18 protein-coding genes and 1 pseudogene are annotated in these 25,157 nt (G+C 39.4%); 16 read left to right on the forward strand and 3 right to left on the reverse strand.

Annotated features, from left to right (window positions below):
- Positions 1-13 precede the first annotated feature (13 nt).
- Both purD and OZZ83_RS12460 read left to right on the forward strand, forming a co-directional pair.
- The gene (gene purD / locus OZZ83_RS12455) at positions 14-1,288 is read left to right on the forward strand and encodes a phosphoribosylamine--glycine ligase (protein WP_002309475.1); all 1,275 of its coding nucleotides are present in this window, start codon (positions 14-16) and stop codon (positions 1,286-1,288) included.
- Between the two features lie 122 nt (positions 1,289-1,410).
- Positions 1,411-2,325 carry an aldo/keto reductase gene (locus tag OZZ83_RS12460; protein ID WP_278023891.1) on the forward strand — a complete coding sequence of 305 codons (915 nt, stop codon included), beginning with the start codon at positions 1,411-1,413 and terminating at the stop codon, positions 2,323-2,325.
- A 131-nt stretch (positions 2,326-2,456) separates the two neighbouring features.
- Here the strand turns inward: OZZ83_RS12460 and OZZ83_RS12465 are convergent.
- The 3 genes and pseudogenes from OZZ83_RS12465 to OZZ83_RS12475 form a co-directional block, all read right to left on the reverse strand.
- Positions 2,457-4,022: pseudogene (locus tag OZZ83_RS12465) on the reverse strand (response regulator transcription factor).
- Positions 4,015-5,466, reverse strand: a complete 1,452-nt coding sequence (locus tag OZZ83_RS12470; RefSeq protein ID WP_278023889.1) for a sensor histidine kinase — start codon at positions 5,464-5,466, stop codon at positions 4,015-4,017. Before OZZ83_RS12470 ends, OZZ83_RS12465 begins: the two are co-directional and overlap by 8 nt.
- Before the next feature lie 13 nt (positions 5,467-5,479).
- Positions 5,480-6,496 (reverse strand): ABC transporter substrate-binding protein, encoded by a 1,017-nt coding sequence (locus OZZ83_RS12475; protein WP_073490568.1) that lies wholly within the window; start codon positions 6,494-6,496, stop codon positions 5,480-5,482.
- 219 nt (positions 6,497-6,715) lie between these two features.
- Between OZZ83_RS12475 and chvE the strand changes: the two genes are divergently transcribed.
- The 14 genes from chvE to recQ all read left to right on the forward strand — a co-directional run bounded on the left by chvE (position 6,716) and on the right by recQ (position 25,085).
- Positions 6,716-7,804: a multiple monosaccharide ABC transporter substrate-binding protein gene (gene chvE, locus OZZ83_RS12480; RefSeq protein WP_278023886.1), complete on the forward strand. Its 1,089-nt coding sequence runs from the start codon at positions 6,716-6,718 to the stop codon at positions 7,802-7,804.
- Positions 7,805-7,857: 53 nt separating this feature from the next.
- Complete coding sequence (gene mmsA / locus OZZ83_RS12485) at positions 7,858-9,384, forward strand: multiple monosaccharide ABC transporter ATP-binding protein (protein ID WP_002313836.1); 1,527 nt, start codon at positions 7,858-7,860, stop codon at positions 9,382-9,384.
- Between the two features lies 1 nt (position 9,385).
- Positions 9,386-10,591, forward strand: coding sequence for a multiple monosaccharide ABC transporter permease (mmsB, locus tag OZZ83_RS12490; RefSeq protein WP_002309468.1), 1,206 nt, complete (start codon positions 9,386-9,388; stop codon positions 10,589-10,591).
- A 258-nt stretch (positions 10,592-10,849) separates the two neighbouring features.
- Positions 10,850-11,827: a GMP reductase gene (guaC, locus tag OZZ83_RS12495; RefSeq protein ID WP_002309467.1), complete on the forward strand. Its 978-nt coding sequence runs from the start codon at positions 10,850-10,852 to the stop codon at positions 11,825-11,827.
- A 134-nt stretch (positions 11,828-11,961) separates the two neighbouring features.
- Positions 11,962-13,386: an aminotransferase-like domain-containing protein gene (locus OZZ83_RS12500; RefSeq protein ID WP_002320073.1), complete on the forward strand. Its 1,425-nt coding sequence runs from the start codon at positions 11,962-11,964 to the stop codon at positions 13,384-13,386.
- Positions 13,387-13,846: 460 nt separating this feature from the next.
- Entirely contained in the window at positions 13,847-14,956 is a 1,110-nt protein-coding gene (gene pdhA / locus OZZ83_RS12505) for a pyruvate dehydrogenase (acetyl-transferring) E1 component subunit alpha (protein WP_002292209.1), read from the forward strand.
- A 2-nt stretch (positions 14,957-14,958) separates the two neighbouring features.
- Positions 14,959-15,936: an alpha-ketoacid dehydrogenase subunit beta gene (locus OZZ83_RS12510; protein ID WP_002292208.1), complete on the forward strand. Its 978-nt coding sequence runs from the start codon at positions 14,959-14,961 to the stop codon at positions 15,934-15,936.
- A 24-nt stretch (positions 15,937-15,960) separates the two neighbouring features.
- The gene (locus OZZ83_RS12515; protein WP_195623877.1) at positions 15,961-17,604 is read left to right on the forward strand and encodes a dihydrolipoyllysine-residue acetyltransferase; all 1,644 of its coding nucleotides are present in this window, start codon (positions 15,961-15,963) and stop codon (positions 17,602-17,604) included.
- 7 nt (positions 17,605-17,611) lie between these two features.
- The gene (gene lpdA / locus OZZ83_RS12520; RefSeq protein WP_002289686.1) at positions 17,612-19,018 is read left to right on the forward strand and encodes a dihydrolipoyl dehydrogenase; all 1,407 of its coding nucleotides are present in this window, start codon (positions 17,612-17,614) and stop codon (positions 19,016-19,018) included.
- Between the two features lie 161 nt (positions 19,019-19,179).
- Positions 19,180-19,782, forward strand: a complete 603-nt coding sequence (locus tag OZZ83_RS12525; RefSeq protein WP_002309457.1) for a hypothetical protein — start codon at positions 19,180-19,182, stop codon at positions 19,780-19,782.
- Positions 19,783-19,982: 200 nt separating this feature from the next.
- Positions 19,983-20,258 (forward strand): UPF0223 family protein, encoded by a 276-nt coding sequence (locus OZZ83_RS12530; RefSeq protein ID WP_002292206.1) that lies wholly within the window; start codon positions 19,983-19,985, stop codon positions 20,256-20,258.
- Positions 20,259-20,263: 5 nt separating this feature from the next.
- The gene (locus OZZ83_RS12535; RefSeq protein ID WP_002309455.1) at positions 20,264-21,031 is read left to right on the forward strand and encodes an inositol monophosphatase family protein; all 768 of its coding nucleotides are present in this window, start codon (positions 20,264-20,266) and stop codon (positions 21,029-21,031) included.
- A 166-nt stretch (positions 21,032-21,197) separates the two neighbouring features.
- Positions 21,198-23,027 (forward strand): translational GTPase TypA, encoded by a 1,830-nt coding sequence (typA, locus tag OZZ83_RS12540; RefSeq protein ID WP_002292204.1) that lies wholly within the window; start codon positions 21,198-21,200, stop codon positions 23,025-23,027.
- 258 nt (positions 23,028-23,285) lie between these two features.
- A complete protein-coding gene (gene recQ / locus OZZ83_RS12545) occupies positions 23,286-25,085 on the forward strand; it encodes a DNA helicase RecQ (protein ID WP_278023855.1) in 1,800 nt (599 codons plus the stop codon).
- The last annotated feature ends 72 nt before the right edge of the window (positions 25,086-25,157 follow it).

The following is a 25,157-nucleotide window of genomic DNA, read 5'->3' on the forward strand; positions in this document are numbered from 1 at the left end:
AGGAGTCGGATAAATGAACATTTTGGTGATCGGTGCAGGTGGTCGTGAACATGCAATAAGTAAAAAACTTTTAGACAGTCCGAAGGTGGATACTGTGTATTGTGCGCCAGGAAATCCTGGAATGGCAAAGGATGGCATCAATTGTGTCGCTATCAGTGATCAAGATCATTCAGCATTAATTCATTTTGTTAAGAAAGAGGCTATTGATTGGAGTATCGTTGGTCCTGAAGTTCCTTTATTAAATGGAATCGTCGATGATTTTATGGCGGAAGGATTGAAAATCTTCGGTCCGACAAAAGCAGCAGCTCTGATCGAAGGTTCGAAAAGTTTTGCTAAACAATTGATGGAGACGTATCAAATCCCGACAGCTAAATCCAGAAGTTTTGAATGTTACGAAAAAGCAGCAGCGTATATCAAAGAAAACGGTGCGCCAATCGTAGTGAAAGCGGATGGCTTAGCAGCTGGAAAAGGTGTAGTCGTGGCTACAACAGTGAAGGAAGCGCTGGATGCGGCAGAACAAATGTTGAACCAGCATCGATTTGGGAACAGCAGCAAAAAAATCGTCGTAGAAGAGTTTTTGGCAGGAGAAGAATTCTCCCTTTTGGCGTTTGTCCGTGATACCAAGGTGTATCCGATGGTCATTTCGCAAGATCATAAGCGGGCATTTGATAACGATAAAGGGCCAAATACAGGGGGGATGGGAGCTTATTCACCAGTACCGCAAATTCCAAAAAAGATGATTGAAAAAGCTGTGGAAGAAGTTTTGAAACCAGCGGCTTTAGGAATGAAAGAACTAGGACGCTCTTTCACGGGTGTTTTATATGCGGGTTTGATTGCTACGAAGGAAGGACCAAAAGTGATCGAATTTAATGCTCGTTTCGGTGATCCTGAAACGCAAGTCGTTCTTTCTCGGTTGAAGAGTGACTTTGCGCAAGTAATCGATGATTTATTAGAGAATCGTGCAGTAGAGTTAAAGTGGCAGCAAGAAGGATACAATGTAGGTGTTGTGGTGGCAGCTGCCGGTTACCCCGAAGAATATGAGACAGGAATGGTTCTACCAGATTTTCTGGAAGAAGAGCTTTCTGTTTACTATGCTGGAGTTTCCTCAAATAACGGGAAACTAGTTGGAGCAGGAGGTCGTCTTTATTTAGTAGAAGCATATGGTGAGACGATCAAAGAAGCACAGGAAAAAATCTACACCGCGTTAATGGATAAAACGACAGATGGAACATTTTATCGTACAGATATTGGAGAAAAAGCTGCCAATAGCGAACTGGTCGTGAAGTAAATCAGCTGCTTCCATTTATAAAAAAATACAACAAATATAGTCGGAAGTGTCGATTTTAGTGAAGCCTTTTCATAAAGAGTGTGGTACACTTTTGTTGTGTATATAAATAAGGAGGAGTTCAGATGAAAAAAATTCAATTAGGTACTTCTGACCAGAAAGTAGCTGCAGTGATCTTAGGCTGTATGCGTATCAACAATGCGGAAGATCCAGTAAAAGTGATTGAGACAGCTTATGAAAACGGCATTGATTTTTTTGACCATGCAGATATTTATGGGAACGGTGAATGTGAAGAAATCTTTGCAGATGCTCTAGCAAAAACATCAATCAAACGAGAAGATCTTTTTATTCAAACAAAATGTGGAATCGTTCCAGGTGTGATGTTTGATTTTTCTAAAAAACATATCATTGAATCTGTGGAAAAAAGTTTGACCCGTCTGAAAATGGATTATGTGGATGCTTTACTTCTTCATCGTCCAGATACATTGGTAGAACCAGAAGAGGTAGCTGAAGCATTTGATGAATTGGAACGATCAGGTAAAGTCCGTTATTTTGGTGTCAGCAATCAAAAACCAATGCAAATCGAATTGCTGAAAAAATATGTTCGTCAACCATTAGTAGCTAATCAGCTGCAATTTGGCTTGAAACATACTGGAATGATCGATCAAGGGATTCATGTCAATATGACAGATGAAGCAAGTATCGACCATGATGGTAGTGTACTTGATTATTCCCGTTTGCATGATATGACGATCCAAGCGTGGTCGCCATACCAGTATGGATTTTTTGAAGGTGTATTTATCGGGAACGAAAAATTCCCTGAATTAAACCAAACATTAGAAGAACTAGCAGCTAAATATCAAACGACACCAACTGGCTTGGCTTCTGCTTGGATTTTGCGCCATCCAGCCAATATGCAAGTAATCGCCGGTACGATGAACGTAGGGCGAATCAAGGAAATCGCTCAAGCATCAGAAATTAATATGTCTCGGGAAGATTGGTACGAATTGTACCGTGCTGCTGAAAACATTTTACCTTAAAAGTTGTCATGCAGGTGAACGGTGCGATCAATTAAAAAGGCGGAATATCTTGAAAGCTATTTTCAGCTTCGAGATATTCCATCTTTTTTTAATTACAACGGGAAAGAGTATCACTGTACGGATTTTATTTATTATTTATTTTTGTTTTCAAGGAAAATCTGTGTCCGATATTCTTTTGGGGAAATCCCTTGTTTTTTCTTAAATAAATAACTGAAATAGTTAGGGTCATTATAACCAATCTCAAAAGCAATATCTGAGATACGATAGTCTGATTGCTGTAATAATTTTTTTGCTAATTCGATTCTTTGTTCTGTCAGATAATCGATGAATGTTTGGTTAAACGATTGAGAAAAAATCGTACTGAAATGAGAAGGGCTTAATGCAACTTGTTGAGCGACCCAAGTTAAGGACATATCTGGATTGGTAAAATTTTCTTTGATAAAATCCAATGCATGGTTCAAAATTGGCTGATATTTGTTCCTTGAAGGCTGTGAGGGCAGAGCAGTTAAGAAAGAAATGAACATATAAACAGTCGAACGGTAAAGCGAATCGTCGGCGCTGATTGCTAAGCGTTGACTGGTGGATGTGCAATGAACCATTTATTGCGGGATTTCCTTTTCTTTCAGGCAGACATGCTGGAGTAGCTTAGTCAAGACAAATAAACGATATAATCGTGTTCGAGTTGGTGTGCCTTGTGGTTCCGTCAAGTGTTCGATGTACTTAGATACTTCGTTTTTCGATAATGAAGACAAATCAAGTGAGAGATCAAAGTAAAAGACAGAATCAACTGGAAGTTTCGCTTCTTTAATCAAATCCTCATAGCTGATAATTTGATCTTTAAGGGAACTGGCAGTTTCAAGTATCATCTGCGTGATCTCGAAAGATGCAGGTAATTCGCTGATTCTTTCTGCGACAGGACCGATGGCGACAGAAAAATTATTTTTTTGTCCCTTCTCTAATTCATGGACCAACGTTTGGGCTACCTGATAACTGGTCTCGATTACATTTTCTTCAAGAGGATCAACTATTAAAAATTTAATGAATCGAGAGGAAACAGCAGAAAAAATCACTTGTTGATTCTCCCTAAATAAAAACTTCAAATAATCACTGAGATGAGCGTAATCTTCAAAGTCTGTACTGACTTGGTTTGCTGCTAATAATACGGTCATTTTTTTCCCTGCTAAAGAGCGATTGAAAGATTCAGCAAGTTTCAATGTTTCACTGATTGTAAGTGAGCCTTTGAACAAACCGTTCAAGAAATGATTTTTTTTCAATTCGAAAACAAGGTCAGAAGAAGGGAGCGTTTCTTTTTGCTGCAAGTCTAAAGCAGTCACTGCTTTTTCTATTGCTTGTTTCAGTTCGTTGCTTTTAATTGGTTTAAGTAGATAATCATCTGCCTGTACTTGGATTGCCCCTTTCATATAATCGAAATCGTCGAATCCGCTAATAAATATGAGGCGAGTCCAAGGAAGCAGTTTCCTTGCTTCTTTTGAAAAAGTCAAACCGTCCATGAATGGCATTTGGATATCAGTCAGAATGATATCGGGCTGTAAGTCGATAATCGAAGACAGTGCCATCTCACCATCTCCAGCTTCCCCGACATATGTGATTGGATAATATGAACCAAGGGCAGTTATTTGTTCCCGTAAGTTATTGCGAATGAGGTATTCGTCTTCGATAATAAAAACTTTATACATATTTGTTTCCTCCAATTGTTTTGGGAGATATAGGAATCGTCAGTGTGACAGTTGTCCCTTCTCGGTATTTGCTGTCAATCGTGATAGGTTTTTGATTATTTCCGTAATAGAGAAGGAGACGCTTGTTTACGTTGTAAAGCCCGTAGCCGATACTGAAATCTGAATCGATCCCTTTGGCTAACTCTTTACGTATTTCTGCTAGTTTTTCTGCAGGAATGCCAATACCGTTGTCTATGACTTTGAATTGGATCATTTCGTCGATTTTGCATGCAGTAATACGAATAAATCCTTTGTAACGAACATACTTTGTTCCATGGTACACAGCATTTTCGATCAATGGTTGCAAAATCATCTTTAAAATAGAAACAGGAAAAAGTGTTTCTGGTATATCGATCTTATAGTCAAGCATATGTCTATATCTTATTTTTAAAATGACCAAATAATCATTGATATGGCTGATTTCCTTTTCAAGAGGAATCCAGTCTTGTCCTTTGCTTAAAGACGTACGAAAAAAGCCGGAAAGTGCATGGGTCATAGTCAGAGCTTCTTCAAAGCAGTCTTGTTCGATCAAAGAAATGATGGCATCCAAACTGTTATAAATAAAATGGGGAGTAATCTGAGCTTGCAATACACGAACTTCACTTTGTGCTAAATGGTATTGTTTCAAAGCGTTTTCCCGTAAAGACTGGTTTAGTTCTTCCGCCATTTTGTTCATACTAGCGGTAAGTGTCTGTAGTTCTTGTGTTTCTGGCATGTTTAAACGAAATCCAAGATTTCCTGAAGAAAGCTGTTCGGACATTGTGATCAGCTGATTGATCGGCTCTTGGACCTTTTGTTCTAAAAAGCGACGATTCTTTTTCGCATAGAAAAAAATAGTACTAAGAACCCCCAATTCTACTATTGTTAATAAAATGAGTGAGCGGACAAGCGTCGTATTTTTTTGACTTGCTAAGTCGATTTCCACACGAACAAAGTCCTGTAAAATATCTGACAGTAGTTGAGTGACAGAATCTACCTGATTGATGATCTGTTCATTGGTATCCATAAAATCTTCTGCCAAGATATGATGAATGAGCTCAGTTTGATAATCTTCCAATGTATCGATTGTACGTAACGATACATCTAACGTACTAATTTCTTTAAGTGTATTGGTATTATTTTTGATCTCTCGAATGTCATTCCTAAGTTCTTCTAGGATATTTTCCTTATTGAACTCATCTAAGGTTACTTGGCCAGAAATCAAGTCCCACATACTTTCCAAAACTTTTTGATCAACCTTCAAAGCAATTGCATCTGCTTTTTGGATATTTGCGATCGTCTGTTGATAAATCAAAAGCTGTTGCGAATATAACAGTATGCTCAGTAGCAAAGGGATAACAGCAAATAGAAGCATGGCTTTGTTTGCTTGGGCAAAAATCTGTTTTATGCTTAAATTTTTTGTCATGATACTTCTCCAGTCAATAATTTCTGGTTGGGATGTTAGCTATATTCTGTTGGGAAAAGACAGTCTCGGAAATAAAAATATCTTTAGGTAGTGTTTTTCCTGTTTGAAGATTTCCAAAATAACGAGTAACGGTATTGGCTACATACCAGCCGACATCAGGTTTACACTCGACTACGCAATTGACGATTCCTGAGCGTAGATTCTCGATCATATCTTCTTGTCCATCAATCGTTACAATGATCAAATCTTCTCCAGGTTTGATTGATGTTTCTTTTATCGCAGCTAAAGCACCGTGAGTCATTTCATCACTATGGCTGTATAATACATCGATTTCGGATAAATCATTGGTTTCTAAATATCGTTTCATCTGGTCTTTTCCTTTCATCCGAATAAAATCACCGACAATTCGGTGAACAATAGTCATTGGAGGTTTATGGTCAATAGTTCCATCTTTTTTTAGGGTTGGTTTACGATTGATTGATTCCAAAAATCCTTCGGAGCGTAGCTTGGTCGGTGTGGAGTTCTCTGAACCAGCAAGTTCTAGGATTCTGATTTCCTGTTTCTTTGAATTTGTGAAGTGATTGCTGACAAATAAACCCGCTCGATTTCCTTCTGCTTTGAAACTGGGGCCGATGTGGGTGACGAAAAGCTCGGGATCATTCGTTTGAATATGTCTGTCGACAAGTATGACAGGGATCTCTGCTCGCTTTGCTTCTTTTAATACAGAGTCCCACCCGGATTCTTGCAAAGGAGTAAAAATGATCATATCCACTTTATAGGCAATAAATGTCCGTATATCTTGGATTTGCCGTTCCTGATTCATGTAGCCATTTCGGTAGAGAACTTGGTAATCTTCTTTTTCAAGCGCAGTGATAATTGATTCAGTATGCTTTTTCCGCCAGCTACTCTCCGTTCCTGATTGCGAAAAACCAACGACTAGTGGGTCAGGTGCTTCCTTTGTATTAGGTGTACACCCCATCATTTGGTAAGCGATTACAATAAGGGCTAAAAAAAATAAAACACGTTTCACTTTAGATCACTCCATCTGGATTTGTTAGTACTATCTTATCAGATAAAGGAGAAAATCAAAGTCAAAAGGAATTAATCGAAAAAAATCCAAGAAACTTAAAAAAATCCAAGACAAAAAAAGAACACCTAAAAAATTTAAAGTAAATCCCATAAAAAAATCAATGTTAACGCTTTCTTTATTAGCTATACTCGGTGTATCAATTGAAATGGGGGATAAAAAATGAAAAACAAATTTAGAAAGATTCTTGGGAGTATCGCTATTTTGACCGCAAGCATTCTATTAAGTGCGTGTGGCAATTCAGGATCTGCAGATGATAGTACGGGGTATGTAGGAATCGCTATGCCGACCAAATCAGCAGAAAGATGGATCGCTGATGGGAACAACATGGTCTCAGAATTAGAAAAACTGAGTTATAAAACAGATCTTCAATACGGAGAAGATAAAGTAGAAAATCAAGTAGCGCAAATCGAAAATATGATTACAAAAGGGGTAGATACACTTGTGATTGCTTCTATCGATGGTTCAGCTTTAACTGATGTGTTAGCTAAAGCAAAAGAAGCAGATATCAAGGTAATCGCCTATGATCGTTTACTGATGAATTCAGAAAATGTCGATTACTACGCGACTTTTGATAATTTTGGAGTAGGTGTATCGCAAGCAGCTTATATTGAAGAGCACTTAGGATTGAAAGAAGGAAAAGGGCCATTCACGATTGAATTATTTGGTGGCTCGCCTGACGACAACAATGCACTAATTAATTACAACGGAGTGATGTCTGTTTTACAACCATATATGGACAACGGTCAGTTGATCGTGCCATCTGGACAGACGAGTTTCAGTCAAATCGCTACGCTTCGCTGGGATGGTTCTACGGCGCAAGCAAGGATGGATAATCTGTTAAGCGCAAATTATACTGACCAAACATTGGATGCTGTTTTGTCGCCATATGATCCAATAAGTTTAGGAATCATTTCGTCATTAAAAGGCGTGGGGTATGGGAGTGAAAGTAAACCTTTACCTGTGATTACTGGACAAGATGCGACAGTTGCTGGCGTCAAATCGATCATTGCCGGGGAACAAACACAAACGATCTTTAAAGACACACGTATCTTAGCAAAAAATACGATTGAAATGATCAAAGCAATCAGTGATGGAGAAGAGGTTCCGGTCAATGATACTGAAACTTATGATAATGGGGTGAAAACTGTTCCTACGTATTTAGCAAATACAGTATCTGTCGATAAAGATAATTATCAAGCAGAGCTGATCGACACAGATTATTATAAAGAATCCGATCTGAAAAATTGAGAGGAACCAAACAAGGAACTAAAGAGATCTAAGTCAGAGAGAGGATAAGAATTATGGCGGATTGTATTTTAAAAATGGCAGATATCACCAAAAAATTTTCTGGAATCCGAGCGTTAGATTGCGTGAATCTGATGATTGAACGTGGGGAAATCCATGCATTGTGCGGAGAAAACGGAGCGGGAAAATCAACATTGATGAATGTCTTGAGCGGCTTGTATCCATATGGCTCCTATGACGGGGAAATCTTTTATGATGGAAAGCTGTGTCAATTCAAAGATTTGAAAGATAGTGAAGAAAAAGGCATCGTCATCATTCATCAAGAATTAGCACTAAGTCCTTATCTTTCAGTAAAAGAGAATATTTTTCTCGGAAATGAACAAGCAGAAAGAGGCGTGATTGATTGGGAACTGACAGAAAAGAAAACGTATGAATTGCTGAACAAAGTCGGTTTGTCTATCGACCCGAATCTTCTAGTATCCCAGATTGGCGTAGGGCAACAGCAACTAGTTGAAATAGCTAAAGCATTATCAAAATCCGTCCGTCTATTGATTTTGGATGAGCCTACCGCTGCATTGAATGAAGAAGAAAGCGCGAATTTGCTGAGATTGATCCGAGAGCTGAAAGAGCAGGGTGTAACCTCCATCATTATTTCACATAAGCTGAATGAAATCGTGGATATCGCAGATCGAATCACTATTTTACGGGATGGACAGACGATTGAGACGCTAGAAAATGAAATGATCAGCGAAGAGCGTATTATTCGCGGGATGGTGGGCAGAGATTTAGTTGATCGTTATCCTGAAAGAAAACCGGATATTGGAGAAGTTTATTTTAAAGTAGAAGACTGGACGGTCTATCACCCTCTTGATCAGGAGCGAATCATAAACGACCATATCAACTTGCATTTGAAAAAAGGAGAGATTGTAGGAATAGCTGGGCTGATGGGAGCGGGCAGAACTGAATTCGCTATGAGTCTATTTGGACATTCTTATGGAAGCAAGATATCCGGACGTATATTAAAGGAAGGGGCAGAGATATCAGTTAAGACCGTTCCTTCAGCCATTGCAAACGGACTCGCTTATGTCTCGGAGGACCGAAAATCTTTAGGACTGAATCTGCTGATGGATATTCGGGAAAACGTGACGCTGAGCAGTTTGGATAAAATAAGTCAAAAAGGAGTATTAGATAAAGAAAAAGAAGTAACTGAGGCAGAAAATTTCCGGAAAAAGATGCGTATAAAAACAAACTCCATCCATCAAATTGTCAGTAGTCTTAGTGGTGGGAATCAACAAAAAGTCGTTTTATCCAAGTGGCTGATGACACAACCCGATATTCTTTTTTTAGATGAGCCAACCCGTGGGATAGACGTTGGGGCAAAATATGAGATCTACACGATTATCGAAGAAATGGCAGCAAACGGCAAAGCTGTCTGTCTTATCTCTTCTGAACTTCCTGAAATCTTAGGAATGTGTGATCGAATCTATACGATGAACGAAGGACGTATTACAGGAGAAGTCTCGCGAGAAGAGGCAGATCAGGAAGTCTTGATGAAATTAATGACGAAAGAAGAGGTGGGGTAAGTTGGAACAAGCAAAAAATCTTACGGATAAAAAAGAGAAAAAACTAAATTTGAAAAGTAGAGCAGCTGATCTTTTTGGTCGCTACAGCATGGTGATCATTTTAGCGGGACTACTTATTGCGTTTCAATTGATGACAGATGGTATTTTCTGGCGTCCATTGAATATAACTAACCTTGTTTTGCAAAATAGTCATATATTAGTACTAGCTGCAGGGATGTTATTAGTTGTGCTCTTAGGTCATGTGGATTTGTCGGTAGGGTCAGTGATGGCGTTTGTTGGTGCAATTGCGGGCATGATGATGGTCAATCGCCAAATGAACCCGTGGGTGACAGTCATCACATGTCTTGCAGTAGGCGGGCTGATCGGCGCATGGCAAGGTTTTTGGATAGCTTATGCTGGGATACCGGCGTTTATCGTGACTTTAGCAGGATTGCTGATGTTTCGTGGACTGACACAAGTTGTTCTAGGAGGCCAATCTCTGGCACCTTTTCCAGCTGTTTTCCAAAAAATGTCTACGGGTTATTTACCAGACTTAAGCGAAGGAAGTAGCCTTCACTTCTTGACATTGATTTTAGGAATGATCATCACCATCGTGTTAGTTGTTGGGCAATGGCGAACAAGAAATCGTCGGAAAAATCATTTATTTGAAGTGGAATCTCCAACAGCTTTCTTGGTAAAGGCGGTATTTACAGCAGTCGTTGTACTAGGGATAACTTATATCTTTGCCTCTTATCAAGGATATCCGATCATTTTGATCATTCTCGGTTTGATCGTCGCAGCATATGGGTTTTTGACAAATAAAACAGTAGCAGGTCGCCAGATTTATGCGACGGGCGGAAATCGAAAAGCGGCTGAACTATCAGGAATCAAAACAAAGCGGATCACGTTCTGGGTTTTCGTCAACATGGGAGTCATGGCAGCTTTAGCTGGATTAGTCTTAGCAGCTCGGTTAAATGCGGCGACACCTCAAGCGGGTACTTCGATGGAACTAGATGCGATGGCGGCAGTATATTTTGGCGGTGCTTCGACATCCGGCGGCATCGGAACGATTATGGGGGCGATTGTCGGTGGCTTGGTCATGGGTGTATTGAACAATGGCATGTCGATTTTAGGCGTTGGGGTAGATTGGCAGCAGGCGATCAAAGGGTTGATCTTGCTTTTAGCCGTTGTATTAGACTTGTATAACAAGAAAAAACGGACAACGTAGGAGAACATCGTTTATTCAGAAAAAAGACTGTGACAAGACATTTGTCACAGCCTTTTTTTTCGCTAAAAGCGAACATTCATTGCTTCGTTTGTATAGACTAAAAATAATGTATGTTTTTTTACCATTCGTATAAATTCTCTTTTTGCTCTTGATTTTTTCGCTTAATTGAGTTAAATTACATAGGGCGCTAAAAAAAAGCCCTGATTAAATTAATAATGTTCGTGTTTTGCTGGATGTGAACATCAGGAGGATAATGTAATGAAAGTATTTGATTACGAAGATATTCAATTAATTCCTAATAAATGTATCGTAAATAGCCGTTCTGAATGTGATACAACGGTCACATTAGGTAAACATACATTCAAAATGCCAGTAGTGCCTGCCAACATGCAGACGATTATTGATGAAACGATTGCAGAATTCTTAGCGGAAAATGGTTATTTCTATATCATGCATCGGTTTGATGAAGCAGCCCGAATTCCGTTTATCAAAAAAATGAAAAAGCGCGGATTGATTACCTCAATCAGTGTTGGCGTCAAGAAAGAGGAATATTCCTTTATAGAGAAGTTGGCAGAAGAATCGCTAAATCCTGATTATATCACTATCGACATCGCACATGGACATGCTAACTCAGTTATTGATATGATCCAGCATATTAAAAAATATTTGCCTGAAACTTTTGTGATTGCCGGTAATGTTGGTACACCGGAAGCCGTCCGTGAATTGGAAAATGCGGGTGCAGATGCAACAAAAGTCGGGATTGGTCCAGGAAAAGTATGTATTACAAAAATCAAGACAGGCTTTGGAACTGGAGGCTGGCAACTGGCCGCTCTTAGATGGTGTGCGAAAGCAGCTCGCAAGCCGATCATCGCTGACGGTGGGATCAGAACACATGGCGATATTGCAAAATCTGTCCGTTTTGGAGCGACAATGGTTATGATTGGCTCATTGTTTGCCGGTCACGAGGAATCTCCTGGCGAAACAAAAGTCGAAAACGGAATTGTATATAAAGAATACTTTGGTTCTGCTTCAGAATTCCAAAAAGGTGAAAAACGAAATGTTGAAGGAAAGAAAATCTGGATCCAACATAAAGGATCTTTGAAAGATACACTAGTGGAAATGCAACAAGACCTTCAGTCATCTATTTCATATGCTGGAGGAAGAGATCTGGAATCCATTCGGAAAGTTGATTATGTCATCGTGAAAAATTCGATTTTTAATGGAGATACGATCTAAATAATGAGTAAAATATCAGCGGAAGGTTCATAACAGAACCTTCCGTTTTTTATGTTTTGCAAAAAAAGCTTTTCTTTTTTCTCGTAAATTCGGTAAAATCAATAGAAAGAATGGACAACAGAAAAGAGAGGACTATGTGGGGAAAAGTAGAGAAAAAACAAGGACCGATTTATCGTCAAATCATGGAACAGATCATGAGAGAAATCGAAAGTGGAAGAATCAATCCTGGAGATCAACTTGAATCGGAACGAAAACTAGGGCAATTTTTTGGTGTAAATCGTTCCACCGTTGTTCATGCATTGGAAGAACTTAGAGAGCTTGGCGTATTAACAAGTAAACGTGGTAGCGGTTGGTTCGTCAATCAGACTGAATGGGGGAAATTCGCCGTTCCAAGAATCGATTGGCGAAAAATGATCTCACCTCGCTATGAACAGACGGATTGGTATGAACAAAAAATAAAAGAAGCAAAGCAGAGCCAAAGAACATTGTTCCTTGACTTATATGCGAGTGAGATGCCAGATGAGCTTTTGCCGAATTTTGAGTTTCCTTCTTATTCTCTTGAAGAAATCTTAGTGGAAGAAAAAGAAATGGATCTTTTAGGCTATACTCCGTTACGTAACAAAATCAAACAGTATTTGGAAAGTAAATTTGAACTGACCTTTTCCCTAAACCAGCTTCTGGTGACTGGTGGTGGTCAGCAAGCAATCTTTTTGATCTTACAAACGATTCTTTCTGCTGGAGAGGGGATAGCTGTAGAGTCACCTTCTTTTTTTTACCGATTACCTCTTTTCAAAGCTTCAGGAACGCGTTTATTTGGGATACCGATGGATGAAGAAGGGATCGACTTAGAAAAACTGAAAGAATCGATCCATAAAAATAAATTGAAAGCAGTGCTGATCAACCCCAATTTTCAAAACCCTACAGGAAAAGTGATGAGTCAAAAGCGACGAGAAAAGCTAGTAGAATTGTGTCGGCAGTATCGGCTTCCAATTATTGAAGACGATGTATTTACGGACCTTTCATTTCTAAACCAAGATGAAGTTCTTCCTATACGAACGATTGATCCGGATAATGTATTATATGTCGGTTCGTTATCTAGAATTTTAGGAAAAACAACGAAAATCGGTTGGTTGATCGGACCAGAGGCCTTTATCTCGCAACTAGCTAAAGCGCAAGAAATGATGGAGTTTTCGATGAACATCCTTACACAAATCACGGCCGCTAATGTATTTGATGAAGCAATTGATTTGAAAATGTTGGATGTAAGAAAAAAATTGAAAGAAAAAAGCCAACTGATAAGCATTTGGGCGGAGTCTCAATCGTTTTTCAAGCTTCATTCGATTTTAGGTGGTTATTATGCTTGGATCACTTGGGATGGAAAAAAGCTGGACCCCCAACTAGCAGAAAAAGTAGTAGATTTGGGTCTAGGAATCGCACCAAGTCTACTTTTTGGGCAAGATATAAATGGAATCAGAATCAATTACAGTCGTCTAGATGAAGCCAACATATCGTTGTTTTATTCAAAGATGAAAATTTTAGAACAGTGGTTAACAGAATAATTTCACAAAGTAAAAAGATTAAAGAATATAACAGCTGGGATTTAAATTTCCGGCTGTTTCTTTTTTTTCGTAAAAAGAAGACGAGGCAAAGTATTAGAGAAAAATACACTCTTTGTATAGCCATTCACGATGTCTTAAGAAAATAAATAGTTGCAGCAAAACTGTATAACACCAGCGTTTCTAAATAGAAACAGATCATTGTAAGTTTGATTAGAAAATAGAAAAAACACAGCCTAAATATAAAACGCTTTCCTCATTGTGATTATATTCACTAAAGCTGTTAATATGCGGATTGACATAATTTCCTTTCATCGTGAAAATTTGTGCTTTTAGCTTGTATTTCTCATAAATCCATGATAATTTATTAATGAAGACGGTTAAATAGTGATACAGTTTTATTCGCTGTTTCAATCGCAGAATGAAGAGATTTTCTTATAGATGAGAGAGGAATGTGTGACAAATGGCAAACAAAAAAGCACCGATCGACTTCCAAGCACTGCTAGATGAAGTCAATGCAGATTTCCCAGTATATCAAGCACTTGATCAAGATGGAAACGTAGTTAACAAAGATTTAGTACCTGATTTATCCGATGATGAACTCGTTGAATTAATGACTCACATGGTATGGTCTCGTGTATTAGACCAACGTTCCACAGCGCTGAACCGCCAAGGACGCCTAGGCTTTTTTGCACCAACTGCAGGACAAGAGGCAAGTCAGCTGGCCAGCGCGTATGCATTTGATAAAGAAGATGTTCTTCTTCCAGGTTATCGAGATGTCCCTCAACTAGTAAAACATGGTTTACCTTTATCACAAGCATTTTTATGGTCTAGAGGACATGCTGCAGGTAATTCTTATCCAGAAGAATTGAAAGCTCTACCACCACAAATCATCATCGGTGCACAATATGTACAAGCAGCCGGTGTTGCATTAGGTTTGAAGAAACGCAACAAGAAAAATGTTGTCTTCACTTATACTGGTGATGGCGGTTCATCACAAGGTGATTTTTACGAAGCAATCAATTTCGCTGGCGCTTACCATGCAAATGCTGTGTTTTATATCCAAAACAACGGGTATGCGATCTCTACACCTCGTGAAAAACAAACCGCAGCAAAAACACTTGCACAAAAAGCTGTCGCAGCTGGGATTCCAGGTATTCAAGTCGATGGAATGGATCCGCTTGCAGTGTATACTGTATCTAAAATGGCACGGGAATGGGCGATCAGCGGAAATGGACCAGTCCTAATCGAAACACTGACTTATCGTTACGGACCCCATACACTATCTGGGGACGATCCAACACGCTACCGTACAAAAGACACAGATGACGAATGGCAGAAAAAAGATCCATTGATCCGCTTCCGTAAATATCTGACGGAAAAAGGACTTTGGTCTGAAGAAAAAGAAGAACAAGTGATTGAAGCAACTAAAGAAGAAATCAAAGCAGCTATCGCAGAAGCCGACAAAGTTCCAAAACAAAAGGTTTCAGATTTCTTGAAAAACATGTTCGAAGTATCTCCACAATCAATCAAAGAACAAATTGCAATTTATGAAGCGAAGGAGTCGAAATAATCATGGCACAAAAAACAATGATCCAAGCAATCACCGATGCCTTAGCACTTGAACTAGAAAATGACGAGAATGTCGTTGTTTTTGGTGAAGATGTTGGGAAAAACGGAGGAGTTTTCCGGGCAACTGAAGGATTGCAGGAAAAATTCGGAGAAGACCGAGTATTCGATACTCCTTTAGCTGAATCTGGAATCGCAGGGTTGAGTTTTGGGCTTGCGTTGGAAGGATTTCGTCCAGTTCCTGAAATCCAATTCTTTGGTTTTATTTTCGAAGCAATGGATGAAGTAGTAGCTCAAATGGCTCGTACAAGATATCGAATGAGCGGTACTAGAAATCTACCAATCACGATCCGTTCACCATTTGGTGGCGGTGTTCATACACCAGAACTGCATTCAGATAATTTAGAAGGTTTGATTGCCCAGTCTCCTGGTATTCGAGTAGTGATCCCATCAAATCCTTACGATGCAAAAGGACTATTGATTTCTTCTATTAGAAGTAACGATCCAGTTGTTTTCCTAGAACACATGAAACTATATCGCTCGTTCCGAGAAGAAGTGCCGGATGAAGCTTACGAAGTTCCTTTGGACAAAGCAGCAGTTACTCGTGAAGGAACAGATGTATCTGTTATCACATACGGGGCAATGGTGCGTGAAGCAATCAAAGCAGCAGATAATCTTGCAAAAGAAAATATCTCTGTTGAAATCATTGATCTTCGTACAGTTGCGCCATTAGATGTAGAAACGATCATTCAATCCGTGGAAAAAACGGGTCGCGTAGTCGTTGTCCAAGAAGCACAACGACAAGCGGGTGTTGCTGCGCAAGTAGTTTCTGAGATCTCAGAACGCGCTATCCTTTCATTAGAAGCCCCAATCGGACGAGTTTCTGCACCTGATACAGTCTTCCCGTTTGGACAAGCAGAAAATGTTTGGTTACCAAACGCAAAAGATATCGAAGACAAAGTAAAAGAAATCGCGGAATTTTAAGAAAAGAAGGGACGAAACAAAGTCATGGCTTATCAATTTAAATTGCCGGATATCGGTGAAGGAATTGCAGAAGGTGAAATCGTCAAATGGTTCGTCAAACCAGGAGATACGATTAATGAAGATGATACATTATTAGAAGTTCAAAACGACAAATCAGTAGAAGAAATCCCCTCACCTGTAACAGGAACGGTTAAAAATGTCATTGTTCCAGAAGGTACAGTAGCAAATGTTGGGGATGTATTGGTAGAAATCGATGCACCAGGACACGAAGACAATGAAGGGGACAGTGGTGTAGCCGCAGAATCCCAAACTCCAGCTAACCCGGCTGCTGAACCAACTGTTGATACAGGATCAGCTGGATCGTCAAGCGAAGGAGTCTTCCAATTCAAGTTACCGGATATCGGTGAAGGAATTGCAGAAGGTGAAATCGTCAAATGGTTCGTCAAACCAGGAGATACAATCAATGAAGATGATACATTATTAGAAGTTCAAAACGACAAATCAGTAGAAGAAATCCCGTCACCCGTAACCGGGACAGTTAAAAACGTGATTGTCCCAGAAGGCACAGTAGCAAATGTTGGGGACGTGTTAGTAGAAATCGATGCTCCTGGACACAATGGTGCACCATCAACTAGTGCGCCATCAGCTGAAGCACCAAAAGAAAAAGTGGAAACATCAGGTTCAGCAAGTGTCGTTGAAGCTGCCGATCCAAATAAACGTGTATTGGCTATGCCATCTGTTCGTCAATTTGCCCGCGAAAAAGATGTAGATATCTCACAAGTAACTGCAACTGGAAAAGGTGGCAGAGTAACAAAAGAGGACATCGAAAACTTCTTGACAGGTGGTCCAAGCAGTGCACCAGCGAAATCAGAAGCGCCAGAAGCGGCAGCGCCGAAAGAAGCAGCTGCTGCAGCAGAAAGCAAACCAGCTGCAACAGCAAAACCATTCAAGTCCAACTTAGGAGATTTGGAAGAACGTGTAGCAATGACACCAACACGTAAAGCTATTGCTAAAGCAATGGTCAACAGTAAGCATACAGCTCCACACGTGACATTGCATGATGAAGTAGAAGTGTCTAAACTATGGGATAACCGGAAACGATTTAAAGAAGTTGCTGCTGCAAACGGTACGAAACTTACTTTCTTGCCATATGTCGTGAAAGCTTTAACAGCGACTGTGAAGAAATACCCAGTATTGAATGCATCTATCGACGATGCAAACCAAGAAATCGTTTATAAACATTACTACAATATCGGTATTGCAACTGATACGGATCACGGACTATATGTACCAAATGTGAAAGATGCAGACCGCAAAGGAATGTTTGCTATTGCAGACGAAATCAATGAGAAAGCAAAATTAGCTCATGACGGCAAACTATCTGCAGAAGATATGCGCAATGGAACGATTACGATCAGCAATATCGGATCTGTAGGTGGCGGTTGGTTTACACCAGTCATCAACTATCCAGAAGTAGCTATTTTAGGTGTAGGAACGATTGCACAACAACCAATCGTAAATGCTGAAGGCGAAATCGTTGCCGGTCGTGTGATGAAACTGTCATTAAGTTTCGATCACCGTATCGTAGATGGAGCAACTGCGCAACAAGCAATGAATAATATCAAACGTCTTTTAGCTGATCCAGAGCTATTAATGATGGAAGGATGATAAACAAATGGTAGTTGGAGATTTTGCTGTAGAATTAGATACAGTTGTAATCGGTGCGGGACCTGGTGGCTATGTAGCTGCCATCCGCGCTGCTGAAATGGGACAAAAAGTAGCAATCATTGAAAGAGAGTATATTGGCGGTGTTTGTTTGAACGTCGGCTGTATTCCTTCAAAAGCACTGATAGCTGCAGGACACCATTATCAAGAGTCACTAGATTCTGAAATGTTTGGAGTAACTAGTGAAAATGTCAAACTAGATTTTGCGAAAACACAAGAATGGAAAGAAAACAAAGTTGTTCATACGTTGACTTCTGGTGTTGGTTTCCTATTAAAAAAACATAAGGTTGAAACAATCGAAGGAGAAGCGTTCTTCGTAGATGATCACACACTACGCGTCATTCATCCAGATTCAGCTCAAACTTATTCGTTCAATAACGCAATCATCGCAACAGGTTCCCGTCCAATCGAGATTCCAGGATTTAAGTTCGGAGGACGTGTGTTAGATTCTACTGGCGGATTAGCATTGAAAGAAGTACCTAAGAAATTTGTGATCATCGGTGGCGGTGTGATTGGTGCCGAATTGGGCGGAGCGTACGCAAACTTAGGAGCAGAAGTAACGATCCTTGAAGGCTCACCACAAATTTTACCAACTTACGAAAAAGATCTAGTAAAATTAGTAGAAGATGATTTCAAGAAAAAAGGCGTAACAGTCGTAACGAATGCAATGGCGAAAGAAGCAGTCGATAACGGCGACAGCGTGACAGTGAAATATGCAGTGGATGGGAAAGAAGAATCCGTTACTGCTGATTATGTGATGGTCACTGTAGGTCGTCGTCCGAATACGGATGATATGGGCTTAGAACAAGCAGGTGTCGAAGTAGGAGAACGAGGATTGATCACGGTAGATAAACAAGGACGTACGAACGTACCCAATATCTATGCCATCGGTGATATCGTTCCAGGGGCGGCATTAGCACACAAAGCCAGTTATGAAGCAAAAATCGCTGCTGAAGCAATCTCTGGCAAAAAAGTAGCTGTAGATTATAAAGCAATGCCGGCAGTAGCCTTTACTGATCCTGAATTGGCTTCTGTAGGTATGACAATCAAAGAAGCAAAAGATGCTGGTATCGAAGCAAAAGCATATAAATTCCCATTTTCAGGGAACGGTAGAGCATTATCGCTTGGTAAAACAGAAGGATTCATCCGTCTAGTTACGACAATCGAAGATAACGTGCTGATTGGTGCACAAATCGGGGGAGTCGGTGCAAGCGATATGGTTTCTGAATTAGCTTTAGCAATCGAATCAGGAATGAATGCTGAAGATATCGCCTTGACGATTCATCCGCATCCATCTCTTGGCGAAATCGTCATGGATGCTTCGGAATTAGCATTAGGCTTGCCAATTCATATTTGATTTGAATAATATAGGCGAAACGCAACTGAGAAATCAGTTGCGTTTTTTTCTTTTTCTGGAAAATAATGGTACGTATTTTTATTACATAAACTGATATCATAAAAAATAAACAGAAATATTTGAGTAATGTATCCATCAAATGGGAAAGAAGGAAGTTAGAAATGAAAATTCCAGGAACTGAGGTAGGCGCAAGCATCCAAATTGACCCATCGTTATCACTTGATCAACAACCACAAATAGAACAGATTAGACAATTGATTCGTAGAACTGAAGAGCGCTTCTTTGATCATTTGTCTGATTTGTTTGACGCAGATTCCGAGAAATACGCAAAGATTGAAACTATCATGCTCCGAAATGCTAATATCGATGGACCTTCTTTGCTCGAGGTACTTGAGCGTAAAGGTAAAGGAATTGAACGAAGCCAAGTAGTATTTGCAGATGATTCTGAATTGATTTGGTATAAAAAAAATACGATTATAGCGCTTAGAGAACAATCTGATATAGAAGCAAGTAATACATTATGGGAAACATACGCTAAAAATCAAGATCATACCCTTCGTGAAATCATGAACCCTAGCTTTGATAAACTTATCAATGAAGAAAAAATTTTTATAAATAATGGAGTACAAGAAAGGCTAAGAAGGAAAGCAGAACGTCAAATGGAAGAAAAAAACAAAAACGGCCAGACAATCCGAGTGATTAACTCTCAATTACTCGCCAAGAGTAGAAAAACAAGCAATCTTACACGTGATCATCTAAGATAAATCAAGTTTTTTTGGAATTAATACGAAGAAACTTAATAATAGATAAGAATGATAAAAAGGAGTAAGTTTTCAGTCTCCTTTTTTATTTCTTTTTTTATTATCAATAATTTAATTATGTAAACTTGTGATACGACTACTTCTTGGTTTATTACCGTCTCCTATGCTACACTAAAGAAGAATATGAAATAGGAGAGTTGAAGATGCAAGAATATCAGTATCCACTTGATTTAGACTGGACAACAGATGAAATGGTCATTGTAATGAAGATGTGGGAAGATCTGGAACGTGCGAACGAAAAAGGGATAAACAATGAAGCTTTTTTGAAGACCTATCAGCAGTTCAAAACAGTTGTCAAATCCATCGGAGAAGAAAAACGATTGGGTCGGGAATTTGAGAAAGCTTCCGGGTACTCTTTATATCGTACAGTGCAGCAAGCAAAAAAAAATCCAAACAAAACTTTGAGAATGAACGGGTGAGATAAATGGAACAGATGATTGATCATATCAAATCATGGCTTGAAGAAGCTGGTGAGAAAATCCAATCTTCTCAACAAACATTAACGATCTCGCAAAAATCAAATCGAACGGATTTAGTGACAAATGTTGACCGTAACATCCAGAATTTTCTAATCGAAAAAATCCATTCCTATGATTCAGAGGCGAAAATATTGGCAGAAGAAGAAGGGTATAATCAACTAGCAGATCTTGATGGAAGAGTCTTTATCATTGATCCTATTGATGGCACATTGAATTTCGTGATTGAAGGGGAAAATTTTTGTATCATGCTCGCTGTTTATGAATCCGGCGTTGGAAAACTTGGTTTCATTTATGACGTCATGAGAAATGAGCTTTTTTGGGGTGGAAAAGGAATAGGTGTTTACAAAAATGATAGACCAATGCCTAAACCAGCAAATAAATCTTTATCAGAAGGCTTACTTGGTGTGAATAGCTATCTTTTCGGTCATAATAAATATGGAATCCGAGAGATTGCGGAAAGCAGCATGGGAACACGTATGTACGGGTGTGCAGGTCTTGAACTAGCCGCAATCTTGAAAGGAAACCATATTGCTTACATTTCGAACCTCAGTCCTTGGGATTATGCAGCGGGAAATGTCTTATTGGAAGAGTTTGGTATGGTAACAAGCGGTCTTTTTGGCACTCCATTGACCTTTGATAAAAGGGAATACTATTTAGCAGGGACTCCTTGTGCATATGCAGAAATCGCAGACCTTTTGAAAAAAGAAGGCTGAAAAAAGGTAGAAAACATTCACAAAGATGATAAAAACGGGCAAAAGATTAATTTTCTCGAAAAAATGAAAACATTTTACTATATTTCATGAAAAAAGTCTGCTATAATTAGCAGTCGAGTAAAATTTGCCCTGTCATAAAGAACCAATAAAAAAGGAGTTAGTTACATTGAATTATAGAAACGATATCCGTAACGTCGCAATTATTGCCCACGTTGACCACGGAAAAACAACATTAGTTGATGAACTGTTAAAACAATCAGATACATTAGACGCACATACACAATTGCAAGAACGTGCGATGGACTCAAATGCGCTAGAAAAAGAACGTGGTATCACGATTTTAGCCAAAAACACAGCTGTAGACTATAAAGGAATTCGCGTAAATATCATGGATACTCCAGGACACGCGGACTTCGGTGGCGAAGTAGAACGGATCATGAAAATGGTTGACGGCGTCGTGTTGGTCGTAGATGCATATGAAGGAACAATGCCTCAAACACGTTTTGTATTGAAAAAAGCATTGGAACAACATATCACACCAATCGTTGTCGTAAACAAGATTGACAAACCTTCTGCTCGTCCTGAGCATGTCGTTGATGAAGTACTTGAACTATTCATCGAATTGGGAGCAGATGATGATCAGTTAGACTTTCCTGTGATTTATGCGTCTGCACTGAATGGTACGTCAAGCTTATCAGACGACCCTGCAGATCAAGAACCAACAATGGCACCTATTTTTGACACGATCATTGAAAAAATTCCTGCTCCTGTCGATAATAGCGACGAACCATTACAATTCCAAGTTTCATTACTTGACTACAACGATTATGTAGGTCGTATCGGAATCGGACGTGTATTTAGAGGAACAATCAAAGTAGGCGACCAAGTAGCATTAATTAAATTAGACGGAACAGTTAAGAAATTCCGTGTAACGAAATTATTTGGTTTCTTTGGACTAAAACGTCTAGAGATTCAAGAAGCAAAAGCTGGAGACTTGATTGCTGTCTCAGGTATGGAAGACATCTTTGTCGGTGAAACAGTTACTCCTGTGGATCATCAAGATGCGTTACCTATCCTTCACATTGACGAACCAACATTGCAAATGACTTTCTTAGTTAATAATTCACCATTTGCCGGTCGAGAAGGTAAATATGTAACTGCTCGTAAAATTGAAGAACGTTTGATGGCAGAACTTCAAACAGATGTATCTTTACGAGTTGAACCAACAAACTCTCCAGATGCTTGGACTGTTTCTGGTCGTGGAGAATTGCATTTGTCTATCTTGATTGAAAACATGCGTCGTGAAGGATACGAATTGCAAGTATCTCGTCCAGAAGTTATTGAAAAAGAAATCGACGGTGTAAAATGCGAACCGTTTGAACGCGTACAAATCGACACACCAGAAGAATACATGGGTAGTGTCATCGAATCCTTGAGTTTACGTAAAGGTGAAATGCAAGATATGGTCCATACAGGAAACGGACAAATCCGTTTGACATTCTTGACCCCTGCCCGTGGTTTGATCGGTTATTCAACTGAATTCCTTTCAATGACACGCGGTTACGGAATCATGAACCATACTTTTGATCAATATTTGCCAATGCTTCCTGGTCAAATCGGTGGACGTCACCAAGGTGCGCTTGTTTCAATCGATACCGGAAAAGCAACGACCTATTCTATCATGAGTATCGAAGAACGCGGTACAGTCTTCGTAGAACCAGGTACAGAAGTATATGAAGGAATGATTATCGGAGAAAACAGCCGTGATAATGATTTGACTGTCAACATCACGAAAGCAAAACAAATGACAAACGTACGGTCTGCTACTAAAGACCAAACATCTGTTATCAAAAAACCAAAACAATTGACGTTGGAAGAATCTTTGGAATTCTTGAATGATGATGAATATTGCGAAGTAACACCAGAAAGCATTCGCTTGAGAAAACAAATTTTAGAGAAAAATGCTCGTGAAAAAGCATCTAAAAAGAAAAAATAATCTGTAAAAGGATGAAGAGAGAAACCAGCTTGTTATAAAAAATAGCTGGTTTCTTTTTTTGTCCAACTCATTTCTGTGGAGAAGTCATCGTTGTCAATGGACATAAATTCAGAAAATACGCCAAAAGACATTTTAAAGACTTTTAAAGAACTTAACTCCGACGTGTTTTTGTTTCATATCGCACTTATGTTTCACGAGAGGGCCGACTTGTCCTTCGGTGAAAACCGAAGTAAAATGGCAAGGGAAAGGAGCGGGAAGATGAACGACTTATTAAAACAATACTTTGGTTATGATAAGTTTAGACCTGGTCAAAAAGAAATTATCCAGAAAGTCATTGATCAGGAAAATGTATTAGGGATCATGCCTACCGGAAGTGGGAAATCAATCTGTTACCAGCTTCCATCTTTACTATTAGATGGGCTTACTGTGGTTGTATCCCCTTTGATCTCTCTGATGAAGGATCAGGTGGATGCAGCAAATCAATTAGGTATACCCGCCACTTTTATCAATAGCTCGTTAGATGGTTACGAAACAGCTAGGCGCTTCCAAGAAATCGATAGGCAGCAGTATCGTTTACTTTATATTGCTCCAGAACGTTTTATCATGCCGGATTTCATTCAAGCGATGAATCGATGGAACGTCTGTATGATTGCCATTGACGAGGCGCATTGTATCTCTCAGTGGGGGCATGATTTCCGTCCAAGTTATTTACAAATGGCGAAACAGCTAAATCAACTGCCAAATCGACCTGTTATTGTTGCACTGACAGCTACAGCAACTATACAAGTAGCCGCTGACATAAAACGACTTTTAAAAATCCCTGACGGCAATCACATCCAGACTGGTTTTGAACGGGAAAATCTCCGCTTTCAAGTAGTGAAAGACCAAAAAAAAGAACAGTATCTAGTCGAGTATTTGAAAATCAACAAAAATCAATCTGGTATTATTTATGCAGCGACGAGAAAAGAAGTAGACCGAATCTATCATTTGCTTAAAAAATTTGGATTTTCTATAGGCAGATATCATGGTGGCCTAAATGAGAATGAACGAACGGCAATGCAAGAGGCCTTTTTATACGATCGCTTACAGCTAATCGTAGCGACCAATGCATTCGGCATGGGCATAAATAAAAGCAATGTCCGTTTTGTTATCCATTATCAAATCCCTGGCTCTCTAGAAGCATACTATCAGGAAGCTGGTCGTGCGGGAAGAGATGGTCTTTCCAGTGAAGCCATCCTGCTTTTCGCTCCTCAAGATACTCAGGTCCAAAAGTTTTTTATCCAGCAGTCCCAAAGAGAAGAGGAGCAAAAGCAAAAAGAATATGAAAAATTAAAAGCGATGACAGAATACGCGTATATAGATTCCTGTCTTCAGCAATACATCCTAAACTATTTTGGCGAGACAAGCAGTCCGTGCAATCGTTGTGGTAACTGTTTAGATGATAGAGAAATAGTAGAAGTAACGACACAAGCACAGATGGTCCTTTCTTGTTTGAAACGTATGGGGGAGAATTATGGCAAGCAGATGCTAATGAAAGTCTTAGCAGGATCGAAAGAACAAAAGCTGCGAGCCTTAGGGTTTGAACGTTTATCTACCTATGGACTGATGAAAAATCAATCGCAAAAAGAAACGATGCAGTTGATTGAATATTTGATATCGAATGGCTATCTTCTGACCGTTGATGGAGAATATCCTATCTTGAAAGTAACAGAAAGAGGGATCCAAGTATTAAAAGGACAAGAAGCTGTTTATCGAAAGGAACCCAAGAAAGTCCAGCAGCTGTCGGATGAAGAGACCGATACACTATTTGAAGTGTTGCGGGAACTTCGAACGGATCTAGCATCAGAAGCAGGCGTTCCCCCGTATGTCGTATTTTCAGATTCCACCTTGAAAGAAATGAGCCGAATACGTCCATCAAGCAGACTGGAGATGCTTCAGATAAAGGGAGTTGGTCAAAGCAAGCTTGATAAATACGGAGAAGCCTTTTTATCTCGGATAAAAAATATGGATCCTAATGTTCTGGATAAGCAAGAAGGACCATTACGTAAAAATGAATAAAAACAACTGGTTAAATCTGTTTTTTTGCTCCCTATGAAAATGAAATATGTTATAATTGAGGAATTAGAACGG

The organism is Enterococcus sp. E5-162 (assembly GCF_035725965.1).
GTDB classification, from domain to species: domain Bacteria; phylum Bacillota; class Bacilli; order Lactobacillales; family Enterococcaceae; genus Enterococcus_B; species Enterococcus_B lactis.

Excerpts from the sequence above, each read along its gene's own strand:
- recQ (WP_278023855.1), top strand. The coding sequence starts at position 23,286 with ATGAACGACTTATTAAAACAATACTTTGGTTATGATAAGTTTAGACCT.
- OZZ83_RS12470 (WP_278023889.1), bottom strand. The coding sequence starts at position 5,466 with ATGACAAAAAATTTAAGCATAAAACAGATTTTTGCCCAAGCAAACAAA.
- lpdA (WP_002289686.1), top strand. The coding sequence starts at position 17,612 with ATGGTAGTTGGAGATTTTGCTGTAGAATTAGATACAGTTGTAATCGGT.
- OZZ83_RS12530 (WP_002292206.1), top strand. The coding sequence starts at position 19,983 with ATGCAAGAATATCAGTATCCACTTGATTTAGACTGGACAACAGATGAA.
- OZZ83_RS12535 (WP_002309455.1), top strand. The coding sequence starts at position 20,264 with ATGGAACAGATGATTGATCATATCAAATCATGGCTTGAAGAAGCTGGT.
- guaC (WP_002309467.1), top strand. The coding sequence starts at position 10,850 with ATGAAAGTATTTGATTACGAAGATATTCAATTAATTCCTAATAAATGT.
- chvE (WP_278023886.1), top strand. The coding sequence starts at position 6,716 with ATGAAAAACAAATTTAGAAAGATTCTTGGGAGTATCGCTATTTTGACC.
- OZZ83_RS12510 (WP_002292208.1), top strand. The coding sequence starts at position 14,959 with ATGGCACAAAAAACAATGATCCAAGCAATCACCGATGCCTTAGCACTT.
- OZZ83_RS12500 (WP_002320073.1), top strand. The coding sequence starts at position 11,962 with ATGTGGGGAAAAGTAGAGAAAAAACAAGGACCGATTTATCGTCAAATC.
- mmsA (WP_002313836.1), top strand. The coding sequence starts at position 7,858 with ATGGCGGATTGTATTTTAAAAATGGCAGATATCACCAAAAAATTTTCT.
- OZZ83_RS12460 (WP_278023891.1), top strand. The coding sequence starts at position 1,411 with ATGAAAAAAATTCAATTAGGTACTTCTGACCAGAAAGTAGCTGCAGTG.
- purD (WP_002309475.1), top strand. The coding sequence starts at position 14 with ATGAACATTTTGGTGATCGGTGCAGGTGGTCGTGAACATGCAATAAGT.
- pdhA (WP_002292209.1), top strand. The coding sequence starts at position 13,847 with ATGGCAAACAAAAAAGCACCGATCGACTTCCAAGCACTGCTAGATGAA.
- OZZ83_RS12525 (WP_002309457.1), top strand. The coding sequence starts at position 19,180 with ATGAAAATTCCAGGAACTGAGGTAGGCGCAAGCATCCAAATTGACCCA.
- OZZ83_RS12515 (WP_195623877.1), top strand. The coding sequence starts at position 15,961 with ATGGCTTATCAATTTAAATTGCCGGATATCGGTGAAGGAATTGCAGAA.